The organism is Curtobacterium sp. WHRI 8282 (genome assembly GCF_040223925.2).
Taxonomy (GTDB): Bacteria; Actinomycetota; Actinomycetes; order Actinomycetales; family Microbacteriaceae; genus Curtobacterium; species Curtobacterium flaccumfaciens.
In genome coordinates, this window is the sequence record NZ_JBEHCD020000001.1 from 939,160 (window position 1) to 962,630 (window position 23,471).

The following is a 23,471-nucleotide window of genomic DNA, read 5'->3' on the forward strand; positions in this document are numbered from 1 at the left end:
ACCATGGCAAGTGGAGTCGCAGCAGTCTGGGTCCCGGTCAGCGACATGGAGCGCGCCGTCGCGTTCTACCGCGACACGCTCGGTCTCACCGTCAAGGACCAGTCCGACGACTGGAGCGAGATCGACGCCGGTGGCCTGATGATCGGCCTGAACGGGCGTGAGTCCGCCAGCCAGGCGAGCGACGGCGGCGCCGTCGTGTCGTTCCAGCCGGACGGCAGCATCGAGGACGAGGTCGCCGCGCTCAAGGAGCGCGGCGCGGACATCCAGGGCGAGATCAGCGAGCACCCGTGGGGCAAGATCATCCCCTTCAAGGACAGCGAGGGCAACGACCTGCAGCTGTACTCGCCCCCGCAGGGCTGACCCGGCCGGGTGCAGGACGCACTCATGGACGGACGGGAGGCCCGTGGCGACGCCGCCACGGCCCTCCCGTCCATTCGCGGCCGGCTACGCGGACCCGCGCCAGACGACCTCGGTCGGCAACAGCAGACCGCGTGGACCGTCGTCGGTGCCGCCGATCTGCTCGAGGACCTGGTGCGCCGCCTGCTCGCCGAGCAGGCGCGCCGGCTGCCGGACCGTCGACAGCTGCGGGTCGCACCGCAGCGCCCAGGCGCTGTCGTCGAACCCGACCACTCCGACGTCACCCGGCACGCTCCGCCCGCTGCGCTGCAGGACGTCCATCGCACCGGCGGCGACGGCGTCGGACGCAGCGAACACCCCGTCGATGTCCGGGGCTCGCTCGAGCAGCTCGCGCATGCCCTCGGTGCCGGCGGTGTAGCTGAACAGGGGGTTCCGGGCGACGAGGTCGGGGTCGAAGCGCTCGCCGAGTGCCGCGGTGAACCCCGCCAGACGGTCCTGGCCGGAGTCGCGGTCGAGCCCCGACGCGAGCATCCCGATCCGGCCTCGACCGGTGTCGACCAGGCGCCGGGTGATCTGCTCGGCTGCGGCGCGGTTGTCGATGCCGATGTACGAGATGTTCGCGGCGTCGGACGGGTGCCCGACGAAGCACGCGGGCATGCCGATCTCCTCGATCGCGCCGGTGATCGGGTCGCCGTCGCGCGCGGACAGCACGATGGCGCCGTCGACGAACCCGCCGCGCAGGTACTCGACCACGCGCTCGCTGTCGCGGGCGGAGTCGACCATGATCGTGACGAGCTGCTGGTCGGCGTCGGACAGCACGGCGTTCGTGCCGATCAGGATGTTGCCGATGTTGGGGTCGTCGAGCACCACGACCGAGGGTTCGTGGACAATGAGCGCGATCGCCCCGGAACGCCGGGTGACCAGGCTGCGGGCGGCGGCGCTGCGCACGTAGCCGACGCGTCGGACGGCGTCCTGCACGGCCTCGCGCGCCTTCGGCGAGACGTACGGCTCGTCGTTGAGCACACGGGAGACGGTGCCGCGCGACATCCCCGCTTCGTCGGCGACGTCCTGGATCGTGGCGCGCTGACGAGCGGATCGGACCTCGGACATGGGGCAACCATATCCGGCGCTGAGGAGCCCTCGGAACGCCTCGCAGTTGACAGGGTGCAGCCGCTGGTGTTTGATCTGGGAGCGCTCCCAGAACCATCCGGCCTCGATCGGCCGGTGCGGACTGGGAGCGCTCCCAGAACACTGGGTGGCCTTCGCCGTCGAAGGGGTCGCACGCGACCGAGGCGGCCGGGTCGCCCCGATCAGCGAGGATCCCCGTGACGACCACCACCCTGCCGACGACCGCCACCGGCGCGCTCGGCCTCGGCTCGACGGGCCTCGCGTTCGGGTGCGACTACAACCCCGAGCAGTGGGACCCCGAGGTGTGGGTCGAGGACGTCCGGCTCATGCGCGAGGCCGGCGTGAACCTCGTCGCGATCAACGTCTTCGGCTGGTCGCACGTCGAGCCGCGGCAGGGCGAGTACGACTTCGCCGCGCTCGACACCGTCATCGAGCTGCTGCACGGCGCGGGCATCGGGGTCGACCTCGGCACGGGCACCGCCTCCACGCCGCCCTGGCTCACCACCCGGTACCCCGAGGTCCTGCCCGTCGTCGCCGACGGCACCACCCGCTGGCCCGGTGGCCGCCAGGCGTTCTGCCCGAGCTCCCCGGTCTACCGCGAGCACGCCCTCGCCCTGGTCCGCGCCACCGCCGAGCGCTACGGCGAGCACCCCGCCGTGCGGCTCTGGCACGTGTCGAACGAGCTCGGCTGCCACAACGCGCACTGCTACTGCGACGTCTCCGCCCAGGCGTTCCGCGGCTGGCTGCAGGCCCGGTACGGCACGGTCGACGCGCTCAACGCCGCGTGGGGCACCTCGTTCTGGAGCCAGCGCTACTCGGCGTGGGAGCAGGTGCTGCCGCCCCGCGCGACGCTGTCGTTCACGAACCCGGCGCAGACCATCGACTTCGACCGGTTCTCGTCCGACGAGCTCCTCGGCCACCACCGTGCCGAGGCCGCCGTCCTGCGCGAGCTGAGCGACAAGCCCGTCACGACGAACTTCATGGTCGCCGCGCACATCACGGCGCTCGACTACTGGTCGTGGGCCGGCGACATGGACGTCATCGCGAACGACCACTACCTGGACCACCGCCTGCCCCGGCCGCACGTCGAGCTCGCCTTCGCCGCCGACACCACGCGTGGCCTGGCCGGCGGCGCCCCCTGGCTGCTCATGGAGCACTCGACGGGTGCCGTCAACTGGCAGCCGCACAACGTCGCGAAGGCCCCGGGCGAGATGCTCCGGAACACCGCGGCGCACATCGCCCGCGGCGCCGACGGGGTCTGCTTCTTCCAGTGGCGCGCATCCGTGCAGGGCAGCGAGAAGTTCCACTCCGCGCTGCTGCCGCACGCCGGCACCGAGTCGGGGACCTGGCACGACGTGGTCGCGCTCGGCGCCCTGGTCGGGCGGCTCGGCGAACTGCGCGGGTCGCGTGTGGTCGCCGACGTCGCGCTCGTGTTCAGCTGGGAGAACCAGTGGGCCGCCGACCTCGAGGCCCACCCCAGCACCGCGCTCCGCTACCTGGAGCAGGTCCACGCGTTCCACGCCGCGCTCTGGGACCTCGGGGTGACCGTCGACGTCGTCGCCCCCGGTGCACCGCTCGACGGGTACGCGCTCGTCGTCGTCCCCGAGCTGTACCTGGTCCGCGACGAGCACGCGGCCGTCATCGCCGACCACGTCGCCGGCGGCGGGCACGCGATCGTCAGCTGCTTCAGTGGCATCGTCGACGAGCGCGACCGGGTCCGCACCGGCGGCTACCCGGGCGCCTTCCGTGACCTGCTCGGCGTGCGGGTGGACGAGTTCCTCCCGCTCGCCGCCGACGCCACGATCGCGCTGTCCGACGGCACGACCGGCAGCGTCTGGTCGGAGCCGGTCGAGCTGCGCGGTGCGACGAGCGTCGTCGACTACGCCGAGGGCTCGCTCGCCGGCCGTCCGGCCGTCACCCGCAACGAGCACGGCGCCGGGACCGCCTGGTACACGTCCACGGTGCTGGTCGCCGGTGCGCTGGGCGGGTTCGTCCACCGCGTCCTCGACGAGGCCGGGGTGCGCGCCGACCCCGCCGTCCGCCCCGGACTCGAGGTCGTGCGACGCCGGGACGACACCCACGAGTGGGTCTTCCTGCTGAACCACTCCGACCGCACCGTCGAGCACCACGAGGCCGGCCACGAGCTCGTCGCCGACCGCCCCGTCACCGGGACCACCGCCATCGCCCCCGGCGGGACCCAGATCATCCGCACCGACAGGAACCGCTCATGACCACCACCGCACAGTCGCCCAGCGCGACCCGACGACGCCGGGGCGGCGGGTTCCGCTACCGCCGCGCCATCGCGATCTTCGTCCTGCCGTTCGCCGTCCTGTTCACGGCGTTCTACCTGGTCCCCATCCTCTACGCCGTGTGGGAGTCGCTGCAGAAGATCGAGCGGCAGGGAACGTTCGGCGCCCCGACGCAGGTCTTCGGCGGTCTGAGCCAGTACGCCCTGGTGTTCCAGGACGGCGAGTTCTGGAGCTCCGTGCTCCGCGTGCTGCTGTTCGGCGTCGTGCAGGTGCCGGTGATGCTCGGGCTCGCGCTCCTGTTCGCCCTGCTGCTCGACTCCCCGCTGCTGCGCGGCAAGCGGTTCTTCCGCCTCGCGTTCTTCGCGCCGTACGCGGTGCCCGGCGTCATCGCCGCGATCATGTGGGGCTACCTCTACGCCCCCGACCTGTCGCCGTTCTCCGCGGTGACCTCGCGGGTCGACCTGCTCGGCGGCAGCACCGTGCTGTGGGCCGTCGCCAACGTCGTGACCTGGGTCTACGTCGGCTACAACATGCTCATCATCTACTCGTCGCTCCTCGCGATCCCCGCCGAGGTGTACGAGGCGGCGAAGCTCGACGGTGCGTCCCAGCTCCGGATCGCCCTGTCGATCAAGATCCCGCTCGTGGTGCCGGCCATCGTCCTCACCGCGGTGTTCTCCGTCATCGGCACCCTGCAGCTGCTGACCGAGCCGACCGTGTTCCGCCAGTTCACCTCGACCATCTCGTCGACGTTCACGCCGAACATGCTCGTCTACTCGACGTCCTCGGTGCCGAACTTCAACCTCGCCGCGGCGTTCTCGGTCGTCCTCGCCGTCGCCACGTTCGTCCTGTCGATCGGGTTCCTCCGACTGACCCAGCGGAAGGCCGCCGAATGACCGTCAACGCCCCGTCCCAAGGCGACCTCGTCCGCGACGCCGGCCGACCGCTCGAGCCGAACCGGGCCTCCCGTCCGCACCAGCGCGGAGCGCGCGGTCCCCGTGAGAGCGTCATCTCGCGCAGCGCCGCGATGATCGTGATGGGGGTCTTCACCCTCTACTTCCTGCTGCCGATCTTCTGGCTGCTGGTCTCGTCCACCAAGACCGCCGCGAACTTCAACTCGACGTTCTCGCTGTGGTTCAGCGCCACCTCGGTGCAGGACTTCTTCGGCAACCTCGTCGAGCTGTTCACGCGGCAGGACGGCATCTACCTGCGCTGGCTGCTGAACAGCATCGCCTACGCGGGGGTCGCCGGTCTGCTCGGCACCGTGCTCTCCGCGATGTGCGGGTACGCCCTGGCCAAGTACCGGTTCCGCGGCCGCGAGGTCCTGTTCAACGTGTTCCTCGGCGGCGTGCTCGTGCCGGCGACCGCCCTGGCCCTGCCGCTGTTCCTCATCTTCAGCCAGGTCGACCTGACCGACACGTTCTGGTCGGTGTTCCTGCCGAGCATCGTCAGCCCGTTCGGCGTCTACCTGTCGCGGTTGTTCGCGGCGTCGAGCGTGCCCGACGAGATCATCGAGGCCGCCCGCATCGACGGCTCCGGCGAGGTCCGGACGTTCTTCACCGTGGCGGTCCGGCTCATGTCGCCCGCGCTCGTGACGATCTTCCTGTTCCAGTTCGTCGCCGTGTGGAACAACTTCTTCCTGCCGCTCGTGATGCTCCGCGACTCGTCGCTGTTCCCCGTCACCCTCGGCCTCTACACGTGGAACTCGAGCGTGAACCAGTACCCGGACCTGCGCACCCTCGTGCTCATCGGGTCGTTCGTCTCGATCATCCCGCTGCTCATCGCCTTCCTGAGCCTGCAGCGCTTCTGGCGCTCCGGCCTGGGCTCCGGCGGCCTGAAGTAGCCCCTCGACCCGCACCCCTTCCCGCACCAGCTCTCCCCACACCACATCCGAACGGAAACAGCATGAAGACAACGAAGTTCCTCAGCGTCGCCGCGATCGCCGTGGCCGCCACCGTGGCCCTCGCCGGCTGCAGCACCGGCGGCAGCAGCAGCGGCGGCGGATCCGACACCACGGCCGCCAGCTGCAAGCCCTCGGACGGCAAGGTCACCCTCGACTTCACGACCTGGGTGCCGAACATGGACAAGGTCGTCGCGATCTGGAACAAGGCCAACCCGGACATCCAGGTCAAGGTCTCGATCGTCGCGAACGGCAACAGCGGCACCTACCAGAACTTCTTCAACCAGCTGAAGGCCAAGCAGGCGCCGGACATCGGCCAGGTCGAGTACGACACCCTGCCGGCGTTCCGCGTGCAGGGCGGCCTCGAGGACATCGGCGCGTGCGCCGGCATCAGCGACGCGAAGAAGGACTTCTCCGACGGCCTGTGGAACCAGGTGACCTTCGGTGAGTCGAAGTCGGTCTACGCCGTGCCGCAGGACTCCGGTCCGATGGCGCTGTACTACCGCAAGGACCTGTTCGAGAAGGCCGGCCTCGACGCCCCGAAGACGTGGGAGGAGTACGCCGAGGACGCCGTGAAGATCAAGGCGCTCGGCGGCAACATCACCAACTTCGCCAAGGGAGACGTCAACCAGTTCGCGGGGCTCGTCTCGCAGGCCGGTGGCCAGTGGTTCGAGAACTCGGGCCAGGACTGGAAGGTCAACCTGAACGACGACGCGTCGAAGAAGGTCGCCGACTACTGGCAGAACCTGATCGACAAGAAGCTCGTCAACACCCTGCCGAGCTTCACCGACCAGTGGAACAGCGCCTACGACAGCGGCAAGGACTGGACCTGGGTCTCCGCGGTCTGGGGTGCGAACACCATCTCGAGCGGTGCGCCGTCGACCTCGGGCAAGTGGGCCGTCGCGCCGATGCCGCAGTGGAAGTCCGGCGAGACCAAGTCGGCCGCCTGGGGCGGTTCGTCGAACGTCGTCTTCGCGGGCAGCGAGCACCCGGCCGAGGCGTCGAAGTTCCTGGTCTGGCTGAACACCTCGACCGAGGCGCTCTCCGCACTGAACAAGGAGGCCAACCTGTACCCGGCCTCGACCACCGGCGCCGACCTGCCGGCCCTGACCGAGGGGCTCGACTTCTACGGCGGCCAGAAGATCTACGAGGAGTTCGCCACCGCGGCGAAGGACATCCAGCCCTTCACCTGGGGCCCGACGATGACGCAGACCTACTCGGACGTCTCCGACGGCTTCGGGCAGGCGGCGTCCGGCTCGGGCACGTTGGCCGAGGCGCTCGAGTCCGGGCAGTCCAAGACCATCGCGGCGCTCAAGGCGCAGTCGATCCCGGTCAAGGGCTAACGGACGGCGGCTGACGTCGCGCGGTCCACGCGCTGACAGCGGACAGGAGGCCCGTGGCGGGATCGCCACGGGCCTCCTGTTGCGTCTCGGGCTGTGTTTCGTGCCCCGTCGCTCGCTCGCTCGCTCGTCGCTACGCGACCGCGATCTCGTTCGGCACGCCAGGCAGCTCGTCGCTCGAGGCGATGACCTCGCCGGTGGTCAGGTCGACGGCGTGGACCTTCTGCTCGGCGGGGTCGGTGACGTAGGCGACGTCACCCGCGACCTTCAGGGCCGGGTGGGCGTCCTGCCACTCGGCCGGGCCCTCCCACGCGTCGATCACCGGGTACGACTCCAGCTGCTCGCCGGTGGTCTCGTCGAAGGTGTGCAGGGCGCCGTCGTCGCCGAGCACGACGGCCTCGTCGCCGGGGCCGCGGGCCAGGTCGCGGAACGTGAAGCCGACGCCGTCGGGCATGTCCGCGACGGTGTACTCGCCCGAGGCCGCGTCGATCAGGGCGATCTGGTCGAGCAGGTAGCCCTCGCTGTCGGGGTCGTCGTTGTAGTCGCCGACCGCGACGGACGAGTCCTCGGTGGTGAACAGGTTGCCGGTGCGGCCGTACTCGGTCGGGGCGTCGATCTTCTCGAACGCGCCGTCCTGGTAGACCAGCGCACCGTCGGTGCAGCCGAACACCGCGACCTCGCCCTTGACCGCACCCTCGCCGTGCACGTCGGGGCACTCCTCGGACCGGGTGGTCTCCTTGCCGTCGGCGTCCAGGGCGCGCACACCGGAGCGGCTCTCCTCGGTGCCGATGGTGGTGAGGAGCGTGCCGTCCTCGAGCTCGATCGCGACGCCGTGGTGGGCGGCCTCGGACTTCGTCGTCTCGACCTCGGGCAGGTCGGCGCCGTCGAGCTCGGTGTGGTCGAACGTCGTCACGTCGCCGGTGCCGTCGGCGAACAGGGCGGTGCGGTCGCCGTGGACGACCGCGTGGCCGCCGGTTTCGGCGGGGAACACCGCGTCGGTCAGGGCGGGCTCGGCCTGCGTGTCGAGGACCCGGAAGCCCTCGGGCACGGTGACGAGCACGTGGCGTCCGTCACCGGCCGGGTTGACCCGGGTGAAGCCGTCGATCGCGTCGTCGGCCACGACCCGCAGGTCCTGGTCGAGGACCAGCAGGCCGCCGTCGTAGGTCAGGGTGATGCGGGTCCCGTCGGCCTTCGGGGTCGCAGTGCTGTCGGACCCGGCGTCGGTGTTCGTGGCGCACCCGGTCAGGGCCAGGGCGGCCGCGCCGAGCAGGGCGGCGGGCCACACGGCCCGGAGCGTCTTCGTGTTCGTCATGCTGTTCACTGTATTGATTCTCATTCTCAATTACCAGTCGACAGGCCGTCGACGATGGCCCCGGTGTTCGAGCGCATCATGCCGAGGTAGGTGGAGGCGTCGCCGTCCTCGGTGAGGGACTCCGTCGCCAGCGGGCGGATCTCGACGTGCAGGTCGACCTCTTCCGCCAGCACCTCGGCCAGTCGCGCGGGCTGTGAGGCGTCGGCGAAGATCGTCCGGACCCCCGCTTCGTTGATCGCGTCGGCCAGGTCGCGCAGGTCGGCGGCGCTCGGAGAGGCCAGGGTGGTCCCGCTCGGGATCACCGCCCCGACGACCCGGAACCCGTAGTGGTCGGCCAGGTAGCCGAACACGTGGTGGTTCGTGACGAGCGCCCGGCGTTCCTCGGGCACGGTCCGGAACGCGGTCGTCATCGTGTCGTCCAGGTCGCGGAGCTCGTCCAGGTAGGCGTCGGTGCCGGTCGGCTCGATGCCGGCGTCGCGCAGGTCCTGGTCGAGGGCCTCGACCACGTCGACCATCCGAGCGGGGTCGGTCCAGAAGTGCGGGTCGGGGCCGCTGTCGTCCTCGGTGGTCCACTCCAGCGGGTCGAACGCGTCCCCGGCGGTGGAGACCGGCACGCCGTCCTCGGCCGCCGCCGCGATGTGACGGGCGACCCCTTCTTCGAGCCCGAGCCCGTTCTCGACCACCAGGTCGGCGCTCCGCAGTCGGGCGGCTTCCTGCGCGGAGACCTCGAACGAGTGGGGGTCGGCGCCCGGGGGCATGAGGACCATGACGTCGGCTTGGTCCCCGACGACTTCGCTGACGACGTCGCCGAGGATGTTCGTGGTGACCGCGACGAGGGGGCGGTCGGAGCCTGCGGTGGTGCACCCGGTGGCGACGAGGGCGACGACCGCGGCGACGAGGCCCGCGGTCAGGGCCCTGGTGCCCGTCACAGTCCGACCTCGGCGAAGGCGACGGGGGCGACGGGGAGTTCGATCGTGCGGGCGACCCGCGCGCCGTCGGCGAAGTCGATCTCGTGCACGGTGCCGTCCGTGGGGTCGGCCAGGTAGGCGCGCTGGGCGTCGAGCTGCAGCAGCGGTGCTGGGTCGTCGGTGCCGGTGTCGCCGGCTCGGGCGTCGATCAGTGGTTCGGTCGTGGCGACCTTCCCCGTCGAAGCAGTCACGACGACCACCCGCCCGGAGTCGTCGACCCCGACCACGTGCTCGTCCTCGTCGTCCACCGCGACCACGGCGCGCAGGGGGCGATCGGTCGGCACGAGCCGCCAGGAGCCCTGACGCACGTCGAGCAACCAGAACCCGGTGGTGCCCGCCAAGCCCGCGACGGTGGGGCGGCCGGCACGTGCGGCGAAGGCCGTCGGACGTTCGGCGCCGTCGGGCAGGCCGACGAACGAGGTCTCGCCGGTGTCGTCCACCACGACCGCTCCGTCGGCGCAGCCCACGACGGCACCGGCGCGGGTGACGATCCCGCCTGCGGGGTCGGTGCACGCTTGCTCAGTGGTGTCGGTGGTGTCGGTGGTGTCGGCGGTGTCAGCGGCGTCGGTCGCCTCGCCGTCCGGGTCGAGCACGCGGACCGTGTCGCCGTCGGCCGCCACGAGCTGCTCGCCCATCGGCAGCAGGACGCTCGCGTCGATCCGGGCGGTCTCGTCGACCTCGCCCTGGCCCAGTGCCTCACGGTCGAGCACGACGGCCTCGGCCCGGTCCGGCCAGGTGATCGTCGTCATGGTCTCGGACGAGTGCACCGCGACCCGGCCACCGCCGTCGATCGTGCCGACGACCCGGGGCTCGGCGGCGTAGTAGTGCGTGTGGTCGCCGTGGTCGACCGTCCAGGACCCGCCGTCGACGATCGTGGTGCGGTCGGCATCGCTCGTCACGAGGAACCGGCCGTCGGTCGCCGAGTGCTCCGGTGCGTCCACGTCCTCGAGTTCGGTGGTCTCCTCGGTGAGCAGGTCGTGCAGCGCGGTCGCGCCGGTCGCCGACACGGCCAGGAGGCGCACCTCGGGTTCCTGGGATTCGCTCGCGCCCGCCACGTAGCCGTGGGGGCGGGCGGTGCCGGTCGAGCTGTCGGCCGACGGGGCGCCCGTGGAACAGGCGGTGACGGTGAGGGCCAGGCCGGTGGCGAGGCCGATGGTGGACAGGAGGCGCGCGGGGGCGCGGCTGGTGGTCGAGTGCTTCATGCTCCCTCTCGAGACGGTGCGGCGGATCGTGGTGCTGCCGGCGCGGCCGCGCGCGCCGGTGTGGGGATCGGGGTGCGCCGCAGGACGACGACGGCCAGGGCGCGCGAGACCACCACGCTGCCGACGGCGACCGCGGCGATGCTCGCGCCGGCGGCGGTGCCGGCGTGCCAGGAGACGAGTAGCCCGACGAGCACGGCGGCGGCACCGATCCCGGCGCCGAGGAGCATGGTCGAGGCCACGTGCCGGGTCCAGGCACGGGCGGCGGCCGCCGGTGCGAGCAGCAGGCCCACGACGAGCAGGGTGCCGACGGCTCGGTACGAGGCGACGACCGCCAGGGTGACGAGCCCGATGAGCACGACCTCGGCCAGGCGCGGGTGCAGTCCGAGCGTCGTGGCCTTGCGGGTGTCGAACGCCAGCGCGGTGAAGGGCCGGTGGAACGCCACGGCGACGGCCAGGGCCACGGCTGCGGCGATCGCGAGGCCGCCGACGTCGGCTCGGGTGACGGCGAGGACGTCGCCGAACAGGATCGCGGTGACGTCGGTGGCGAACGACCGCGAGGACGAGACGATGATCACGCCGAGCGCGAGCATCCCGACGAACAGCAGGCCGATCGAGGTGTCGTACGACAGTCGCGCGCGACGTCGCAGCGCCCCGACGCCGAGCACCATCACGCCCGCACTCACCGCGGCGCCGAGCACCGGCGGGATCCCGGTCAGGGTGGCGATCGCGACGCCGGGCAGCATGCCGTGCGAGAGCGCCTCGCCCAGGAACGCCATGCCCCGGACCAGCACCCACGTGCCGACCACGGCGCAGAGGACCGCCGCCAGGGAGCCGCCGACCAGGGCGCGCACCATGAAGTCGACGGAGAACGGATCGGTCAGCCAGGTCACGGTCCGAGACGCTACATGAAAACGAGTATCGATACTGATAGCGTGCTCAGGTGCCTGCGACCGAGCCGACCGAGCGCCGACCCGCCGTCCACCTGGACCGCGTGACGGCCGTCCTCGGCGACCGGACCGTCCTCGACGCGCTCGACGTGACGTTCCCCGCAGGGGTCGTCACCGCGCTCACCGGACCGAACGGATCCGGCAAGTCGACGCTGCTCGACGTGGTCGCGGACGTCGTGCGGCCGACCGCCGGGCGGGTGACGGGCCTCCCGTCCGACGGCGTCGCCTACGTGACCCAGTCCGTGCCGCCGACCACGCTCCCGCTCACCGTCCGCGCGGCCGTCACGATGGGGCGGTGGCGGCACCGCGCGTGGTGGCGGCCGCTCGGACGCGCCGACCGGGCGATCGTCGACGCGCAGCTCGAGCGGATGGCGATCACGGACCTCGCCGACCGGCCCGTCGAGGAGCTCTCGGGCGGGCAGCGTCAGCGGACGCTCGTCGCGCTCGGGCTGGCGCAGCGTGCCGGGGTGCTGCTGGTCGACGAACCGACCGCGGGGGTCGATGCCGAGTCGGCGGCGCTCGTGGTGGCGGCGCTCGCCGACGAGGCCGCGGCAGGGGTCGTGGTCGTGCACGCGGCCCACGACCCGGCAGCCATCGCCGCAGCCGACCGCATCGTCACCCTGACCTGACCGATTCCGCAAAACACCGGTGTTCACCCGTTGAACCGCGGTCTGCGCGTGTTCAGTGCGCGAACACCGGTGTCTTGCGACCGATCCCGACCGGGGTCAGGGGCAGGCGACGGCCACCGGGCCGGTCGGCGTCGGCTCGGCCGCGACCGGCTCGACCACCGGCACGGCACTCGACTTCCGCAGCCCCATCGCGACGAGCACGACGGCACCGACGATCGCGACCCCGCCGGCCAGCCAGAAGTCAGCAGCCAGACCGAACGACGACACCGCGGCACCACCGAGCACCGAACCGGCGGCGATCGCGAGCTGGATCGTCGTGACGAACAGCGCGAGCCCGGTCTCGGACCCGGCCGGCGACGCCGTCGACATCCACGTCTGCATCCCGAGCGGCAGCGCACCCCACACCAGGCCCCACACGACGAGCAGCACGAAGACCCCCACGACGGAGTGGGCGAGCAGCGGCAGCAGCACGACGGCCGCCGCGAGCACGAACTTCGACGCCCCGATGGTGCCGAGGACACTGCGGTCGAGCGTGAAGCCCGCGGCGAAGTTCCCGACGATGCCCGCGACGCCGAACACCAGCAGCGCGATCGTCACGGTGTCCGGGCCGACGCCGACGAGCTGCTGCAGGTACGGCGCGATGTAGGTGTACGCGGCGAACTGGGCCGCGAAGACGAAGGCCGCGGCGATGAGCCCGACCCGGGCACGGGGCACGCGGAGCAGCGACCCGAGCGTGGCGAACCGCACCCGCTGCTGCGCGGGGATCCTCGGCAGCATCGCCAGCTGCAGGACGAGCGCGACGACACCGAGCGCCCCACCGATCACGAAGCCGAGGCGCCAGCTGGCGAGCGACGACACCAGGGCGCCGAGCGGCAGGCTCACGACGGTCGCGACGGAGACGCCGGCCGTGATGAGCGAGGTCGCGCGGATCGTCAGCTCCGGCCGGACGAGTCGCCCGGCGATCCCGGCGCCGATGGCCCAGAAGCCACCGATGCCGACACCGAGCAGCATCCGTGCGATGAGCAGCACCCAGAACGACGGCGCGACCGCGGCGAGGCCGTCGGCGACCACGAGCAGCACGGTCAGGGACACGAGCACCACCCGGCGGTCGAGTCGCGAGGTCAGGACGGTGACGACCGGCGCCGCGACGGCTCCGACCAGTCCGGTGGCGACGACCATCAGGCCGGCGGTGCCGATGCCGACGTCCAGGTCGTCGGCGATGGCGGGGAGCAGTCCGATGGGCAGGAACTCGGACAGGACGAGCACGAACGACCCGAGTGCGACGGACGTGACGCTGAGCCACCCGCGGCGCGCTGCTGACGATGTCATGGGGGCGTCAAGCGGGTTCCGACGGCCGCCATTCCCGTGTGACGGTGAACGACTCAGGCGTCGAGCGCGCGCCGCGCGGCCGCGACGACCTCGGCGTCGGTGACGAAGTGCGCCGAGCCGTCGTCCCCGGCGCCCATCGGCACCCCGGCGTGCGTGCTGTCCGCGGCCGGACGCTTGGCCGACAGGTGCACGGCTGCGGCGCCGGTGGCGAGCAGGGCGCGGACGTCGGCGGGGGTGACCCCGGCGCCGGCCATCACCTGTACGGGCCCGGCGGCCTCGACCATGCGTGCGATCGTCTCGGCGCCGGCGACCGCGGTGGGGGCGGCACCCGAGGTCAGGACGCGGGTGAACCCGAGCGCCGCGAGCGACCCGGCAGCGGCGACGGGGTCGGTCGCGTGGTCGATCGCGCGGTGCAGGGTGACCTCGGCGGTGGCACTGACGGAGCGGGCGGCGTCCACGAAGCGGCGGAGGGCGTCCTCGTCCAGGGTGCGGTCGGGGCGCAGGGCACCGACCACGACGCCGGCGGCCCCGGAGCGCAGGACCGTGCGGACCTCGCGCACCATGAGCTCGACCTCGTCGGGGGAGTGCACGAACCCGCCCGGACGGCAGCGGACCAGCGCGTGCGCCGGGATCCCGGTCTCGTGGGTCGTCTCGACCAGGGCCTGCGACGGGGTGAGCCCGCCGAGCTCGAGCCCGACGCAGAGTTCGACGCGGTCGGCGCCGCCGTCCCGCGCGGTGATCGCACCCGCCGGTGAGGTGACGGCGATCTCGAGTGCGGCGGTGGTGCTCATGCAGGGGCTCCGAGCGGTTCGTTGGAGGCGGGGACGATGCGGGCGCGGAGGTCCGGTGCCGTCGGGAACACTCGATCGTAGGGGAACATCGGGCGCTCGATCCTGTGGTGCCCGAGGCGCAGCAGGTCCTGGTCGACACCGCCCGGGGTGAGCGCGAGCATCCAGTCCGCGGACATGTCGAACAGCTCCGGTTCGAGGTACCCGATCTTCACGATGACGACGTCCGCCTGCCGCGGCGCCAGGTCGAGGTCGGTGAAGTCGTGCTCGTGGTGGTACGGCTTCCGCAGCTTCGTCAGGATCGCGAAGACGCTGCCGACCTGCAGCACGACCTCGGTCTCGGCGTCGCGGTCACCGTGCTTGATCGCGTGCACCCGGCCGGTCATCGTGATCGGGCCCGCGTGCACGTGGTCGACCTCGGCACCGGCGGTCACGGTGATCGTCGCACCGACGCCGGCGTCCACCGCCGCGGCGACGGCGGCCGGTCCGGGCACGCTCGCGTAGATGACGGTCGGGCCGGACGGGTCCTGGAACTCCGGGCGGGCGAGCACCTGCGTCAGGCCCCAGGTCATGTCCCCGGAGCCGCCGGCCGTGGGGTTGTCACCCGAGTCCGAGACGAAGTACGGCTTCGCGGCACCCGGGGCGAGCGCTGCGTCGAGGCACTCCTCGAACGTGCCGGTGGGGGCGACGAACACGAAGTCCTCACGGATGTCCCAGAACGCACGTGCGAGCCGCTCGGCACCGGCGGCGACGGCGGCCTCGTCCCACCCGGTGACGACGGTGACGGCGTGGTCGCGGGGCTGGTCGGCCCACGCGTACCCGACCCAGATCGCGGCGTCGAGCACGCCCTCGGTCTGCTCGACGACCGGGACCTGCGCGTACAGGGACTTCGCCGGCTCGAGACGGGTCGAGGTCTGCTCGCCCGGCAGCAGGACGGGGATCGGGATCCAGGCCTTCACGGGTCGCTGCGCACCGGCGGGTCGTTCGGTGAGCACGTCGACGAGGTTCCGGACGGCACGCTCCTTCGTCTCGAGGGTGTCCTCGTGCGGGGCCATCCGGTAGCAGGTGACGAGGTCGACCCGGTGGGCGAGCTCGCGCGTGACGTTGCCGTGCAGGTCCATCGACGCGGACACGATGACGTCGGGGCCGACGACCGCGCGGATGCGGCCGAGCAGGTCCGTCTCGGCGTCGTCGAGCCCCTCGACCACCATCGCGCCGTGGATGTCGTACCAGAGCCCGTCGACCGGACCCATCGCACCCAACCGCTCCACGATCTCGTCGGCCAGGGTTTCGTACGACGCCCGGTCGACGATCCCGCCGGGCAGCGCGTGCCCGATGAGCGCCCCGCGGAAGTCCGCCCGGTCCGCCATGGTCGCCAGGAACGGGTAGCGGGCGACGGCCTCCTCGCCGCGGTCCGGGTGGAACGCGGGGGCGTGGGTCCGGGTCGGCGTGAACGTCGACGTCTCGATGGCGAGCCCGGCGATGGCGATGACCGGGCGACGGACGTCAGCGGCGCCAGCGGTGCTGGCTGCGGCGACGGGGACGGCTGGGGTGACGGGACCGGTCTCAGACACGGGCGCTCCTGTTCCTGGTGGTGGACTGGGGGATGGGCGCGGAGAGCTCCTCGAGCGAGGCGGCGAGGCCCCGCTGCAGCGCGAACTGCCCGGCGCCGACGAGCCCGGCATCGGCGCCGAGCGACACCGGCTCGATGGCCAGGTGCTGGGTCATCAACGGGTGGCAGCTCTCGTAGAGCTGGCTCCGCACGGCGGCGATGAACGGGTCGAGGGTCGACAGGATGCCGCCCAGGTACACGGCGTCCGGGTTGAAGAAGTTCACGTTGGCGGCGAGCACCTCGCCCAGGTACCTGCCCGCCATCCGCACGGCACGGGTGGCCTCGGGGTGCGCGTCCGAGGCGAGCCGGACGACGTCGGCGGTCGAGGCGACGTCGACCCCGGCGTTCGACAGGATCCGGACCAGGGCGGCACCGGACGCCACCGTCTCGAGGCAGCCGGTGTTGCCGCACGAGCACGGGGTGTCCCCGGCGGCGTCGATCCGCACGTGGGTGATGTCCCCGGCGGCCCCGGTCGACCCGCGGTAGAGCCGGCCGTCGATGACGATGCCCGCGCCGATCGCCGATCCGGCCTTGATCGTGATGGTCTGGCGTCGAGCCGGGTCCTGCACGGTCTGTTCACCCGCCGCCATGCAGTTCGCGTCGTTGTCGACGATCGCCGGCAGGCCGAACCGGTCGCTCAGCCACGCGGCCACGGGGAACCCGTTCCACCCCGGCATCCGGCTCGGCAGGTCCACGACGCCGGCGACGACGTCGACGGGCCCGGGCAGGCTGAGCCCGACGCCCCGCAGCCCCTCGCGACCACGGTCGTCGGCGAGCCGCTCGAGCAGCGCGGCCAGGCGCTGGAGCCCGGCGGTCGGACCGTCGGAGAGCGCGAACGGGACGTTCGCGACCGACTCGAGCGCGCCTCCTGGCAGGACCACGCCGATGCGCGCGTGCCCGCCGCCGACGTCCGCGGCGACCGCGTACTCGTCGACGCCGCCGATGCGGAGCACCTTGCGGGGACGGCCGCCGGTCGAGACGTCGGTGCCTTCCTCGGCGAGGATCCCGTGCTCCAGGAGCTGCCCGACGACGTGCGAGACGGTCGAGGGGGCGGCTCCGAGCACCTTCGCGATCTCGGTCCGGCTGGCGGCCTGCCCCGAGGCGACGAGCTCGAGGACGCGGGCGCTGAGATCGGCCACGACTTTCTCCAATCCGGGCGGAACGGGAGCGGAACACCGGTCGGTGGTCCGTTCTGCCGCGAGCCTACGGGGCGGATCGAGCGGTCCACCCTTTCGTCCGTTCCGCAGTAACGCAGTTTTTACATCGAGATGTTTGTTTTTCCAATCGCTTTGGTCCTTGACTGTCCTCGTGCCGCTCGGCACCCGTGCTCCACCTCCCCGAAGTCCCTCGCACAAGGAGACACCGCATGTCCAAGCCCCGTCGCTGGGCGCTCCTCACCGGAGCTGCGATCGCCGTGAGCGCGCTGCTCGCCGGCTGTTCCGGAGGCGGCAACGCCTCGCAGGGATCGACCGACGAGATCGACTACGCGCTCCCCGCCAACTTCACGCCGAACTGGATCCTGCCGATCGGCACCGCCGCGCACCTCAACACGAACAACGGCTCCATCGCCCAGTCGCTGTACGAGCCGCTCGTCGCGTACGACGGCTCCACCGGCAAGATCGCGTGGAACAAGGCCGGCTCCGTCGCCACCGATGCGGAGTTCGCCGACGACGGCAAGAGCGTCACCATGACGCTCGGCGACCGACACTGGTCGGACGGCGAGGCGATCACGAGCCGCGACGTCGGGTTCTGGTTCAACCTGATCAAGGCGAACAAGGACCAGTGGGGCTCGTACTCCAAGGGCAAGGCACCGGACAACTGGACGTCGTTCAAGGCCGTCGACGACACGCACTTCACCATCACGTTCGACAAGGCCTACAACTCGGACTGGATGCTCGCCAACCAGCTGAGCCACATCATCCCGCTGCCCCAGCACGCCTGGGACAAGACCAGCGCGACCGCGAAGGTGACCGACGCCGACGAGACCACCGCCGGCGCGAAGCAGGTGTGGAAGTACCTCAACACCGCCGCCGGCAAGATCTCCGACTACGCCACCGACGACCTGTGGAAGACCATCTCCGGCCCGTACGGCGTCAAGACCTTCACCACGGCCGGCAAGGTCACCCTGACGGCGAACAAGAAGTACGACGGTGGTGAGAAGCCGTCGATCACGACGGTGAACCTGCTGCCCTTCACCACGGCCGACGCCGAGGTGAACGCCGTCCGCTCGGGCGAGGTCGACTACGGGTACATCAACGCCACCGACATGGACCAGAAGTCCTCCTTCACGGGGAAGGGTTACGAGGTCGAGCCGTGGACCGGCTGGGCCATCACGTACATGCCGTACAACTTCAACAACCCGACGATGGGCGCCGTCTTCAAGCAGCTGTACGCCCGTCAGGCCGTCCAGGTGTCGATCGACCAGAAGTCGCTGTCGAAGGTCGTCTTCAACGGCACCGCCACCTCGACGTACGGTCCGATCCCGCAGGCACAGGAGTCCGACTACGTCTCCGACGTGCAGAAGTCGAACCCGTACCCGTTCAGCACCTCGAAGGCCAAGGACCTGCTGACCAGCCACGGCTGGAAGGAGCAGGGCGGCACGATGGTCTGCACCGACCCGGGCACGTCCGCCAGCCAGTGCGGCGAGGGCGTCGAGCAGGGCACGAAGTTCTCGATGCAGGTGCTGTCGCAGTCCGGTTCGACCGTGACCGACAACATGATGAGCGCGATCCAGTCCTCGCTCGCGAAGACCGGCATCGACTTCACCATCAAGACCGCACCGGTGTCGAGCGTGCTGTCGCAGACCCCGACCTGCACCTCGGACGAGGCCAGCTGCGACTGGGACCTGTCGTTCTTCGGCACCGCGGGCAGCTGGTACTTCCCGGCCTACCCGACCGGTGAGTCGCTGTTCCAGACCGGCGGTTCGGCGAACTTCGGCAGCTACTCCAACAAGGAGGTCGACTCCCTGATCGACGCGACCACCACCTCGACCGACGCCACCGCCGTGCAGGACTACAGCGCAGCGGTCGCGAAGGACCTGCCGGTGATCTGGCTGCCGAGCCCCGATTACCAGATCTCGGTCGTCAAGAAGGGCCTGTCCGGCTTCGACCAGGACTCGCTCGCCAACTTCCACCCGGCCCAGTGGAAGTGGAACAAGTAAGACCGTGACCACGGATGGGAGGCGCGGTGCGCGTCCGACGCACACCGCGCCTCCCGTCCCTCGCACGTCTCCAATCCGACCATCGGAAGCCGCATGACCACAGCTCTCTACCTCACCAGGCGCGTCCTGCAGGCGCTCGCGGTGATCCTCATCGTCACCGTCGTGGTGTTCTGCCTGCTGCACGCGCTGCCCGGCGGCCCCGCCCGCGGCGTGCTCGGCGTCTCCGCGACCCCGACGCAGATCGCCCAGTTCAACCAGGCGCAGGGGCTCGACCAGCCGCTGCCCGTGCAGTACCTGCGGTTCCTCGGTCGTCTGCTGACCGGCGACCTTGGTACCTCGTACACGCTCAACGAGCCGGTCTCGCAGCTCATCGCCGAGCGCCTGCCGAAGACCCTCGTGCTCACCGGCATCTCCGCGGTGCTCGGACTCGTCGTCGCGATCCCGGTCGGGATGCTCCAGGCGGCCCGCCGGAACGGTGCGGTCGACTACGCGGCCACCGCCCTGGCGTTCGTCTTCTACTCGACGCCGGCCTTCTTCCTCGGCCTCGTCCTGATCATCGTCTTCAGCCAGCAGCTGCCGTGGCTGCCGTCCCAGGCCCCGAGCGGCACCACCCTCGCCGAGGTGTTCCAGGACCCCGCCGGACTCGTGCTGCCCGTGGTGACCGGAGCTCTCGCGATGATCGCGGTGTTCAGTCGGTACATGCGCGCCTCGACGCTCGAGAACCTGCAGGAGGACTACGTCCGCACCGCCCGTGCCGGCGGCGCCTCGACCGCGACGATCCTGCGACGGCACGTGTTCCGGAACTCGCTGACCCCGGTCGTCGCGATGCTCGGGTACTACCTGCCGGTGCTGTTCGGCGGCGCCCTGGTGACCGAGCAGCTGTTCAACTACCCCGGCATGGGGCTGCTGTTCTGGAACGCCGCACAGTCCTCCGACTACCCGACGCTGCTCGGCTGCGTGCTCGTCATCTCCATCGCGACCGTCATCGGCACCCTGCTCGCCGACGTCGCACAGTCCTTGATCGATCCCCGAGTGAAGGCGAGCCGCGCATGACCGCCGTCCAGATGGCCCCCGAAGCCCCTGGTGCCCCCGTCACCGTCGCGGCCACCGGGTTCCGGCTCGCCGCCCGCCGGTTCCGGGGCAACACCCTCGCCGTGATCGGCCTCGCCCTGATCGTCGTCATCGTGCTGTTCTGCTTCGTCGGCCCGTTCGTGTACCCGACCGACCAGACCCACACGCTGCTCGAGCAGGCCAACCAGGGTCCGAGCGCCGCGCACTGGCTCGGCACCGACGCCGTCGGCCACGACGTCCTCGGCCGCCTGATGTACGGCGGCAAGGTCTCCCTGATGGTCGGCATCGCCGCCGGGGTCCTGGCCACCGTCGTCGGCACGCTGTGGGGTTCCGTCGCCGGGTACGTCGGCGGCTGGGTCGACGCCCTGATGATGCGCGTCGTCGACGCCGGCATCGCGATCCCGGCCCTGTTCATCCTGCTCGTCATCTCGGCGATCACGAACCCCGGGGTCGGCGGCCTCATCGTCATCCTCGGCCTGGTGTCGTGGCTCGTGCCGTCCCGCCTGATCCGCGCCGAGACCCTGACGCTCAAGAACCGCGACTACGTCCTGACGCTGCGCGCGATCGGCGGCTCGCACGCCCGCGCGATCGGCAAGCACCTGCTGCCGAACTCGGTGTCGACGATCGTCGTCGCGGCGACGTTCCAGGTCGCCGACGCGATCCTGCTGGTCGCCTACGTCTCGTACCTCGGGCTCGGCGTGCAGCCGCCCGCGACGGACTGGGGCGGCATGCTCTCGGCGGGTCTCACCGCCGCCTACTCCGGACGCTGGTGGCTCATCGTGCCGCCGGGTCTGGCCGTGATCCTGGTCGTCTGCGCGTTCAACGCGGTGGGCGACGGACTGCGGGACGCCTTCGACGTACGGGGCCGCTGATGACGACCGAACCGATCCTGCGGACGACCGACCTCGGCGTCTCCTTCAGCACCGAGTCCGGCACCGTCGACGCCGTTCGGGGGGTGTCCCTGTCGGTCGCCCCCGGCGAGACCCTCGCCCTGGTCGGCGAGTCCGGCTCCGGCAAGTCGACCGTCGCCCTCGCCGCGATGGGCCTGCTCTCCGGCAACGCGACGGCATCGGGCAGCGCCGTCGTCGCCGGCCACGAGGTCGTCGGCGCCGGCGAACCCGCGCTCCGGGCACTGCGCGGCTCGACCGTCTCGATGGTCTTCCAGGAGCCCGCGACCGCCCTCGACCCGCTCACCCGCGTCGGCGCCCAGATCGCCGAGGTGATCCGGAACCACCGTGACGTCTCCGCGTCCGCCGCCGCGGCCGAGGCCGTCGACCTGCTCCGTCGCGTCGGCATCCCCGACCCCGAGTCGCGCACCCGGTCGTTCCCGTTCCAGCTGTCGGGTGGGCAGCGCCAGCGCGTGGTCATCGCGATGGCGATCGCGAACGCGCCGAAGCTGCTCATCGCGGACGAGCCGACCACGGCCCTCGACGTGACCGTGCAGGCCGAGATCCTCGAGCTCCTCCGTGCGCTCGCCGTCGAGACCGGCACCGGCGTGCTGCTCGTCACGCACAACATGGGGGTCGTCGCGGACTTCGCCGACCGGGTCGCGGTCATGCTCCAGGGCGAGATCGTCGAGACCGGCGGGGTCGAGGACGTCCTGCTCCGCCCCGAGCACGAGTACACCAAGCGGCTGCTCGCCGCGGTGCCGCGGCTCGACGTGGCGGGCGATCGTCCGTCGGCTCCCGTCGCCGACACACAGACCGAGACGGCCGGGAGGCCCGGTGCGGCCCCGGTGGTCGACCTGCGGGACGTCTCGGTGACGTTCGGGCGCGGGGCGCGCGCCGTCCACGCGCTCGCGGGCATCGACATCGCGGTGCACGCCGGTGAGACCGTCGGCCTGGTCGGCGAGTCCGGCTCCGGCAAGTCGACCGCGGCCCGGGTGGCGCTCGGGCTCATCAAGCCGACGTCCGGCACGGTGTCGCTGTTCGGGCAGGACCTGCGGACGGCGAAGGGCCGTGACCGTCGTGCCCTCCGCTCCGGCATCGGCGTCGTCCTGCAGGACCCGGTGGCGTCCCTCGACGCCCGGATGTCCGTGGCCGAGTGCATCGCGGAACCCCTCGCTGTGCACCGTCGCGGGATGTCCTCGGCCGACCGCCGTCGCCGCATCGACGAGGTGCTCGACGCGGTCCGGCTGCCGCGGACCCTGGCGTCCCGTGCCCCGCGCGAGCTCTCCGGCGGGCAGCGCCAGCGGGTCTCGCTCGCCCGGGCGCTGGTGCTCGAACCGCGGTTGCTCGTCGCCGACGAACCGACCTCGGCGCTCGACGTCAGCGTGCAGGAGACCGTGCTCGAGGTCCTGGGCGAGCTGCAGGACGACCTGGGGTTCGCGTGTCTGTTCGTCTCGCACGACCTGGCCGTCGTGCAGCACTTCGCCGAGCGCGTCGTGGTGATGCGCCAGGGCGTCGTCGAGGAACAGGGCACCACCGGCACGACCCTCCTGCACCCCACCACCGACTACACCCGGCGGTTGCTCGCCGCGGTACCGGTGCCCGACCCCGTGCTGCAACGGCAGCGTCGGACGGAGCGCCTCGCCTCGCTCGCGGCGGTGACCGCGTGACCCGGGTCCTGGCCGGGGTCGACGTCGGCGGCACCAACACGAAGGTCGTCCTGACCACGCCGGACCTCGAGGTCATCGACCGCCTCGACCTGCCGACGCCCGCCCACGCGGGCGGGGCGGCGATCGTGACGGCCGCCCTCGGGGCCGTGACGGGTCTGCTCAAGACGCACCGGGCCTCCTTGGCGGGTGTCGGGGTGGGCGCAGCCGGCGTCGTCGACCGGACCACGGGGACCGTCCTGGTCACCGGCAACTCGTTCACCGGCTGGGCGGGGTACGGCGTGACCCGGGCGGTGACGGACGCCCTCGGTGTCCCCGCGACCCTCGACAACGACGTGAACGCGTTCCTGCTCGGCGAGATCGCCACCGGCGCGGTCGTGGGGGAGTCCGACGTGCTCGGGATGACCCTCGGCACCGGGGTCGGCGGCGCGCTCGTGCTCGACGGACGCCTCTTCGCCGGCCCGCGCGGTGCCGCGGGTGAGATCGGCCACGTCCCCGGCTTCGGCGATGCCCGGTGCACCTGCGGGCAGACCGGGCACCTGGAGACCATCGCGGGCGCACGCGGCATCGCCGACCGCTACGCCGAGCGCTCCGGCCGGATGCTCTCGGCACGGGACGTCGCCGTCGCCGCACGCGGCGGGGACGCCGACGCGGCCGCCGTCTTCGCCACCGCTGGGTGGGGCCTGGCCCGTGCCGCACTGCTCACCGCGGGGATCCTCGACGTCACGACCGTCCTGATCGGCGGGGGGATCGCACGGTCCTGGGACCTGCTCGAACCGGCCATCACGGCGGCGATCGCCGCGGAACCGCCGGTCAGCGGGGCGACGATCCGGCTCGCGCAGTCGACGCTCGGGTCCGACGCCGTCGCACTCGGTGCGGCGGCGCAGGTGCGAGCGCGCGTGCTGGAGCCGGAGACCGCGTAGCGGGG

The 23,471-nt window shown here is 71.6% G+C and carries 20 protein-coding genes; 11 read left to right on the top strand and 9 right to left on the bottom strand.

The features are described 5' to 3' along the window. The first annotated feature begins 3 nt into the window (after positions 1–3). Positions 4–360, top strand: coding sequence for a VOC family protein (locus ABRP24_RS04630; protein ID WP_027467232.1), 357 nt, complete (start codon positions 4–6; stop codon positions 358–360). A gap of 84 nt (positions 361–444) precedes the next feature. Here the strand turns inward: ABRP24_RS04630 and ABRP24_RS04635 are convergent, their stop codons facing one another. Further along, on the bottom strand, positions 445–1,467 hold the full coding sequence (locus tag ABRP24_RS04635) for a LacI family DNA-binding transcriptional regulator (protein WP_349847430.1): 1,023 nt from the start codon (positions 1,465–1,467) through the stop codon (positions 445–447). 215 nt (positions 1,468–1,682) lie between these two features. Here ABRP24_RS04635 and ABRP24_RS04640 point away from each other — a divergent pair, with 215 nt between their 5' ends. The 4 genes from ABRP24_RS04640 (at position 1,683) to ABRP24_RS04655 (ending at position 6,974) form a co-directional block, all read left to right on the top strand. Further along, positions 1,683–3,716: a beta-galactosidase gene (locus ABRP24_RS04640; protein WP_349847428.1), complete on the top strand. Its 2,034-nt coding sequence runs from the start codon at positions 1,683–1,685 to the stop codon at positions 3,714–3,716. Further along, the gene (locus ABRP24_RS04645) at positions 3,713–4,627 is read left to right on the top strand and encodes a carbohydrate ABC transporter permease (RefSeq protein ID WP_027467229.1); all 915 of its coding nucleotides are present in this window, start codon (positions 3,713–3,715) and stop codon (positions 4,625–4,627) included. The genes ABRP24_RS04640 and ABRP24_RS04645 overlap by 4 nt, the downstream gene beginning before the upstream one ends. Continuing rightward, positions 4,624–5,574, top strand: coding sequence for a carbohydrate ABC transporter permease (locus ABRP24_RS04650; RefSeq protein WP_231495739.1), 951 nt, complete (start codon positions 4,624–4,626; stop codon positions 5,572–5,574). The genes ABRP24_RS04645 and ABRP24_RS04650 overlap by 4 nt, the downstream gene beginning before the upstream one ends. A 62-nt stretch (positions 5,575–5,636) precedes the next feature. After that, positions 5,637–6,974 (top strand): sugar ABC transporter substrate-binding protein, encoded by a 1,338-nt coding sequence (locus ABRP24_RS04655; RefSeq protein ID WP_349847425.1) that lies wholly within the window; start codon positions 5,637–5,639, stop codon positions 6,972–6,974. A gap of 130 nt (positions 6,975–7,104) precedes the next feature. Here ABRP24_RS04655 and ABRP24_RS04660 read toward each other — a convergent pair whose 3' ends face one another. Genes ABRP24_RS04660 through aztB form a run of 4 tightly spaced genes read right to left on the bottom strand, consistent with a single transcriptional unit; the run spans position 7,105 to position 11,343 of the window. After that, the gene (locus tag ABRP24_RS04660) at positions 7,105–8,283 is read right to left on the bottom strand and encodes a hypothetical protein (RefSeq protein WP_349847423.1); all 1,179 of its coding nucleotides are present in this window, start codon (positions 8,281–8,283) and stop codon (positions 7,105–7,107) included. A gap of 26 nt (positions 8,284–8,309) precedes the next feature. Further along, positions 8,310–9,212, bottom strand: coding sequence for a metal ABC transporter substrate-binding protein (locus ABRP24_RS04665; protein WP_349847421.1), 903 nt, complete (start codon positions 9,210–9,212; stop codon positions 8,310–8,312). Continuing rightward, positions 9,209–10,453: an ABC transporter gene (locus tag ABRP24_RS04670; RefSeq protein WP_349847419.1), complete on the bottom strand. Its 1,245-nt coding sequence runs from the start codon at positions 10,451–10,453 to the stop codon at positions 9,209–9,211. Before ABRP24_RS04670 ends, ABRP24_RS04665 begins: the two co-directional genes overlap by 4 nt. Beyond that, positions 10,450–11,343 carry a zinc ABC transporter permease AztB gene (gene aztB, locus ABRP24_RS04675; protein WP_214561018.1) on the bottom strand — a complete coding sequence of 298 codons (894 nt, stop codon included), beginning with the start codon at positions 11,341–11,343 and terminating at the stop codon, positions 10,450–10,452. Before aztB ends, ABRP24_RS04670 begins: the two co-directional genes overlap by 4 nt. Positions 11,344–11,393: 50 nt before the next feature. On the opposite strand from aztB, the gene aztA reads away from it, so the two are divergent. Next, entirely contained in the window at positions 11,394–12,029 is a 636-nt protein-coding gene (gene aztA, locus ABRP24_RS04680; RefSeq protein ID WP_349847417.1) for a zinc ABC transporter ATP-binding protein AztA, read from the top strand. A gap of 96 nt (positions 12,030–12,125) precedes the next feature. Here aztA and ABRP24_RS04685 read toward each other — a convergent pair whose 3' ends face one another. The 4 genes from ABRP24_RS04685 to ABRP24_RS04700 are packed head-to-tail and all read right to left on the bottom strand — an operon-like array spanning position 12,126 to position 16,897. Continuing rightward, a complete protein-coding gene (locus ABRP24_RS04685) occupies positions 12,126–13,358 on the bottom strand; it encodes an MFS transporter (protein WP_349847415.1) in 1,233 nt (410 codons plus the stop codon). A 53-nt stretch (positions 13,359–13,411) separates the two neighbouring features. Then, the gene (locus tag ABRP24_RS04690; RefSeq protein WP_071245156.1) at positions 13,412–14,149 is read right to left on the bottom strand and encodes a copper homeostasis protein CutC; all 738 of its coding nucleotides are present in this window, start codon (positions 14,147–14,149) and stop codon (positions 13,412–13,414) included. Continuing rightward, positions 14,146–15,720 carry a M81 family metallopeptidase gene (locus tag ABRP24_RS04695; protein WP_349847413.1) on the bottom strand — a complete coding sequence of 525 codons (1,575 nt, stop codon included), beginning with the start codon at positions 15,718–15,720 and terminating at the stop codon, positions 14,146–14,148. The genes ABRP24_RS04690 and ABRP24_RS04695 overlap by 4 nt, the downstream gene beginning before the upstream one ends. Then, positions 15,713–16,897 (bottom strand): ROK family protein, encoded by a 1,185-nt coding sequence (locus tag ABRP24_RS04700; protein WP_349847412.1) that lies wholly within the window; start codon positions 16,895–16,897, stop codon positions 15,713–15,715. The genes ABRP24_RS04695 and ABRP24_RS04700 overlap by 8 nt, the downstream gene beginning before the upstream one ends. 227 nt (positions 16,898–17,124) lie before the next feature. On the opposite strand from ABRP24_RS04700, the gene ABRP24_RS04705 reads away from it, so the two are divergent. From ABRP24_RS04705 to ABRP24_RS04725, 5 genes are all read left to right on the top strand, one after another. Beyond that, entirely contained in the window at positions 17,125–18,918 is a 1,794-nt protein-coding gene (locus tag ABRP24_RS04705) for a peptide ABC transporter substrate-binding protein (protein WP_349847410.1), read from the top strand. Positions 18,919–19,011: 93 nt separating this feature from the next. Then, entirely contained in the window at positions 19,012–19,971 is a 960-nt protein-coding gene (locus tag ABRP24_RS04710; RefSeq protein WP_027467218.1) for an ABC transporter permease, read from the top strand. Next, a complete protein-coding gene (locus ABRP24_RS04715) occupies positions 19,968–20,861 on the top strand; it encodes an ABC transporter permease (RefSeq protein ID WP_027467217.1) in 894 nt (297 codons plus the stop codon). Before ABRP24_RS04710 ends, ABRP24_RS04715 begins: the two co-directional genes overlap by 4 nt. Further along, entirely contained in the window at positions 20,861–22,546 is a 1,686-nt protein-coding gene (locus ABRP24_RS04720) for an ABC transporter ATP-binding protein (protein WP_349847408.1), read from the top strand. Before ABRP24_RS04715 ends, ABRP24_RS04720 begins: the two co-directional genes overlap by 1 nt. Then, on the top strand, positions 22,543–23,466 hold the full coding sequence (locus ABRP24_RS04725) for an ROK family protein (protein ID WP_349847406.1): 924 nt from the start codon (positions 22,543–22,545) through the stop codon (positions 23,464–23,466). Before ABRP24_RS04720 ends, ABRP24_RS04725 begins: the two co-directional genes overlap by 4 nt. Positions 23,467–23,471: the final 5 nt, after the last annotated feature.

Coding starts and splice junctions, on each gene's coding strand:
- ABRP24_RS04630 (WP_027467232.1), top strand. CDS start 4: ATGGCAAGTGGAGTCGCAGCAGTCTGGGTCCCGGTCAGCGACATGGAG.
- ABRP24_RS04635 (WP_349847430.1), bottom strand. CDS start 1,467: ATGTCCGAGGTCCGATCCGCTCGTCAGCGCGCCACGATCCAGGACGTC.
- ABRP24_RS04645 (WP_027467229.1), top strand. CDS start 3,713: ATGACCACCACCGCACAGTCGCCCAGCGCGACCCGACGACGCCGGGGC.
- ABRP24_RS04650 (WP_231495739.1), top strand. CDS start 4,624: ATGACCGTCAACGCCCCGTCCCAAGGCGACCTCGTCCGCGACGCCGGC.
- ABRP24_RS04655 (WP_349847425.1), top strand. CDS start 5,637: ATGAAGACAACGAAGTTCCTCAGCGTCGCCGCGATCGCCGTGGCCGCC.
- ABRP24_RS04660 (WP_349847423.1), bottom strand. CDS start 8,283: ATGACGAACACGAAGACGCTCCGGGCCGTGTGGCCCGCCGCCCTGCTC.
- ABRP24_RS04670 (WP_349847419.1), bottom strand. CDS start 10,453: ATGAAGCACTCGACCACCAGCCGCGCCCCCGCGCGCCTCCTGTCCACC.
- ABRP24_RS04685 (WP_349847415.1), bottom strand. CDS start 13,358: ATGACATCGTCAGCAGCGCGCCGCGGGTGGCTCAGCGTCACGTCCGTC.
- ABRP24_RS04690 (WP_071245156.1), bottom strand. CDS start 14,149: ATGAGCACCACCGCCGCACTCGAGATCGCCGTCACCTCACCGGCGGGT.
- ABRP24_RS04705 (WP_349847410.1), top strand. CDS start 17,125: ATGTCCAAGCCCCGTCGCTGGGCGCTCCTCACCGGAGCTGCGATCGCC.
- ABRP24_RS04710 (WP_027467218.1), top strand. CDS start 19,012: ATGACCACAGCTCTCTACCTCACCAGGCGCGTCCTGCAGGCGCTCGCG.
- ABRP24_RS04715 (WP_027467217.1), top strand. CDS start 19,968: ATGACCGCCGTCCAGATGGCCCCCGAAGCCCCTGGTGCCCCCGTCACC.
- ABRP24_RS04720 (WP_349847408.1), top strand. CDS start 20,861: ATGACGACCGAACCGATCCTGCGGACGACCGACCTCGGCGTCTCCTTC.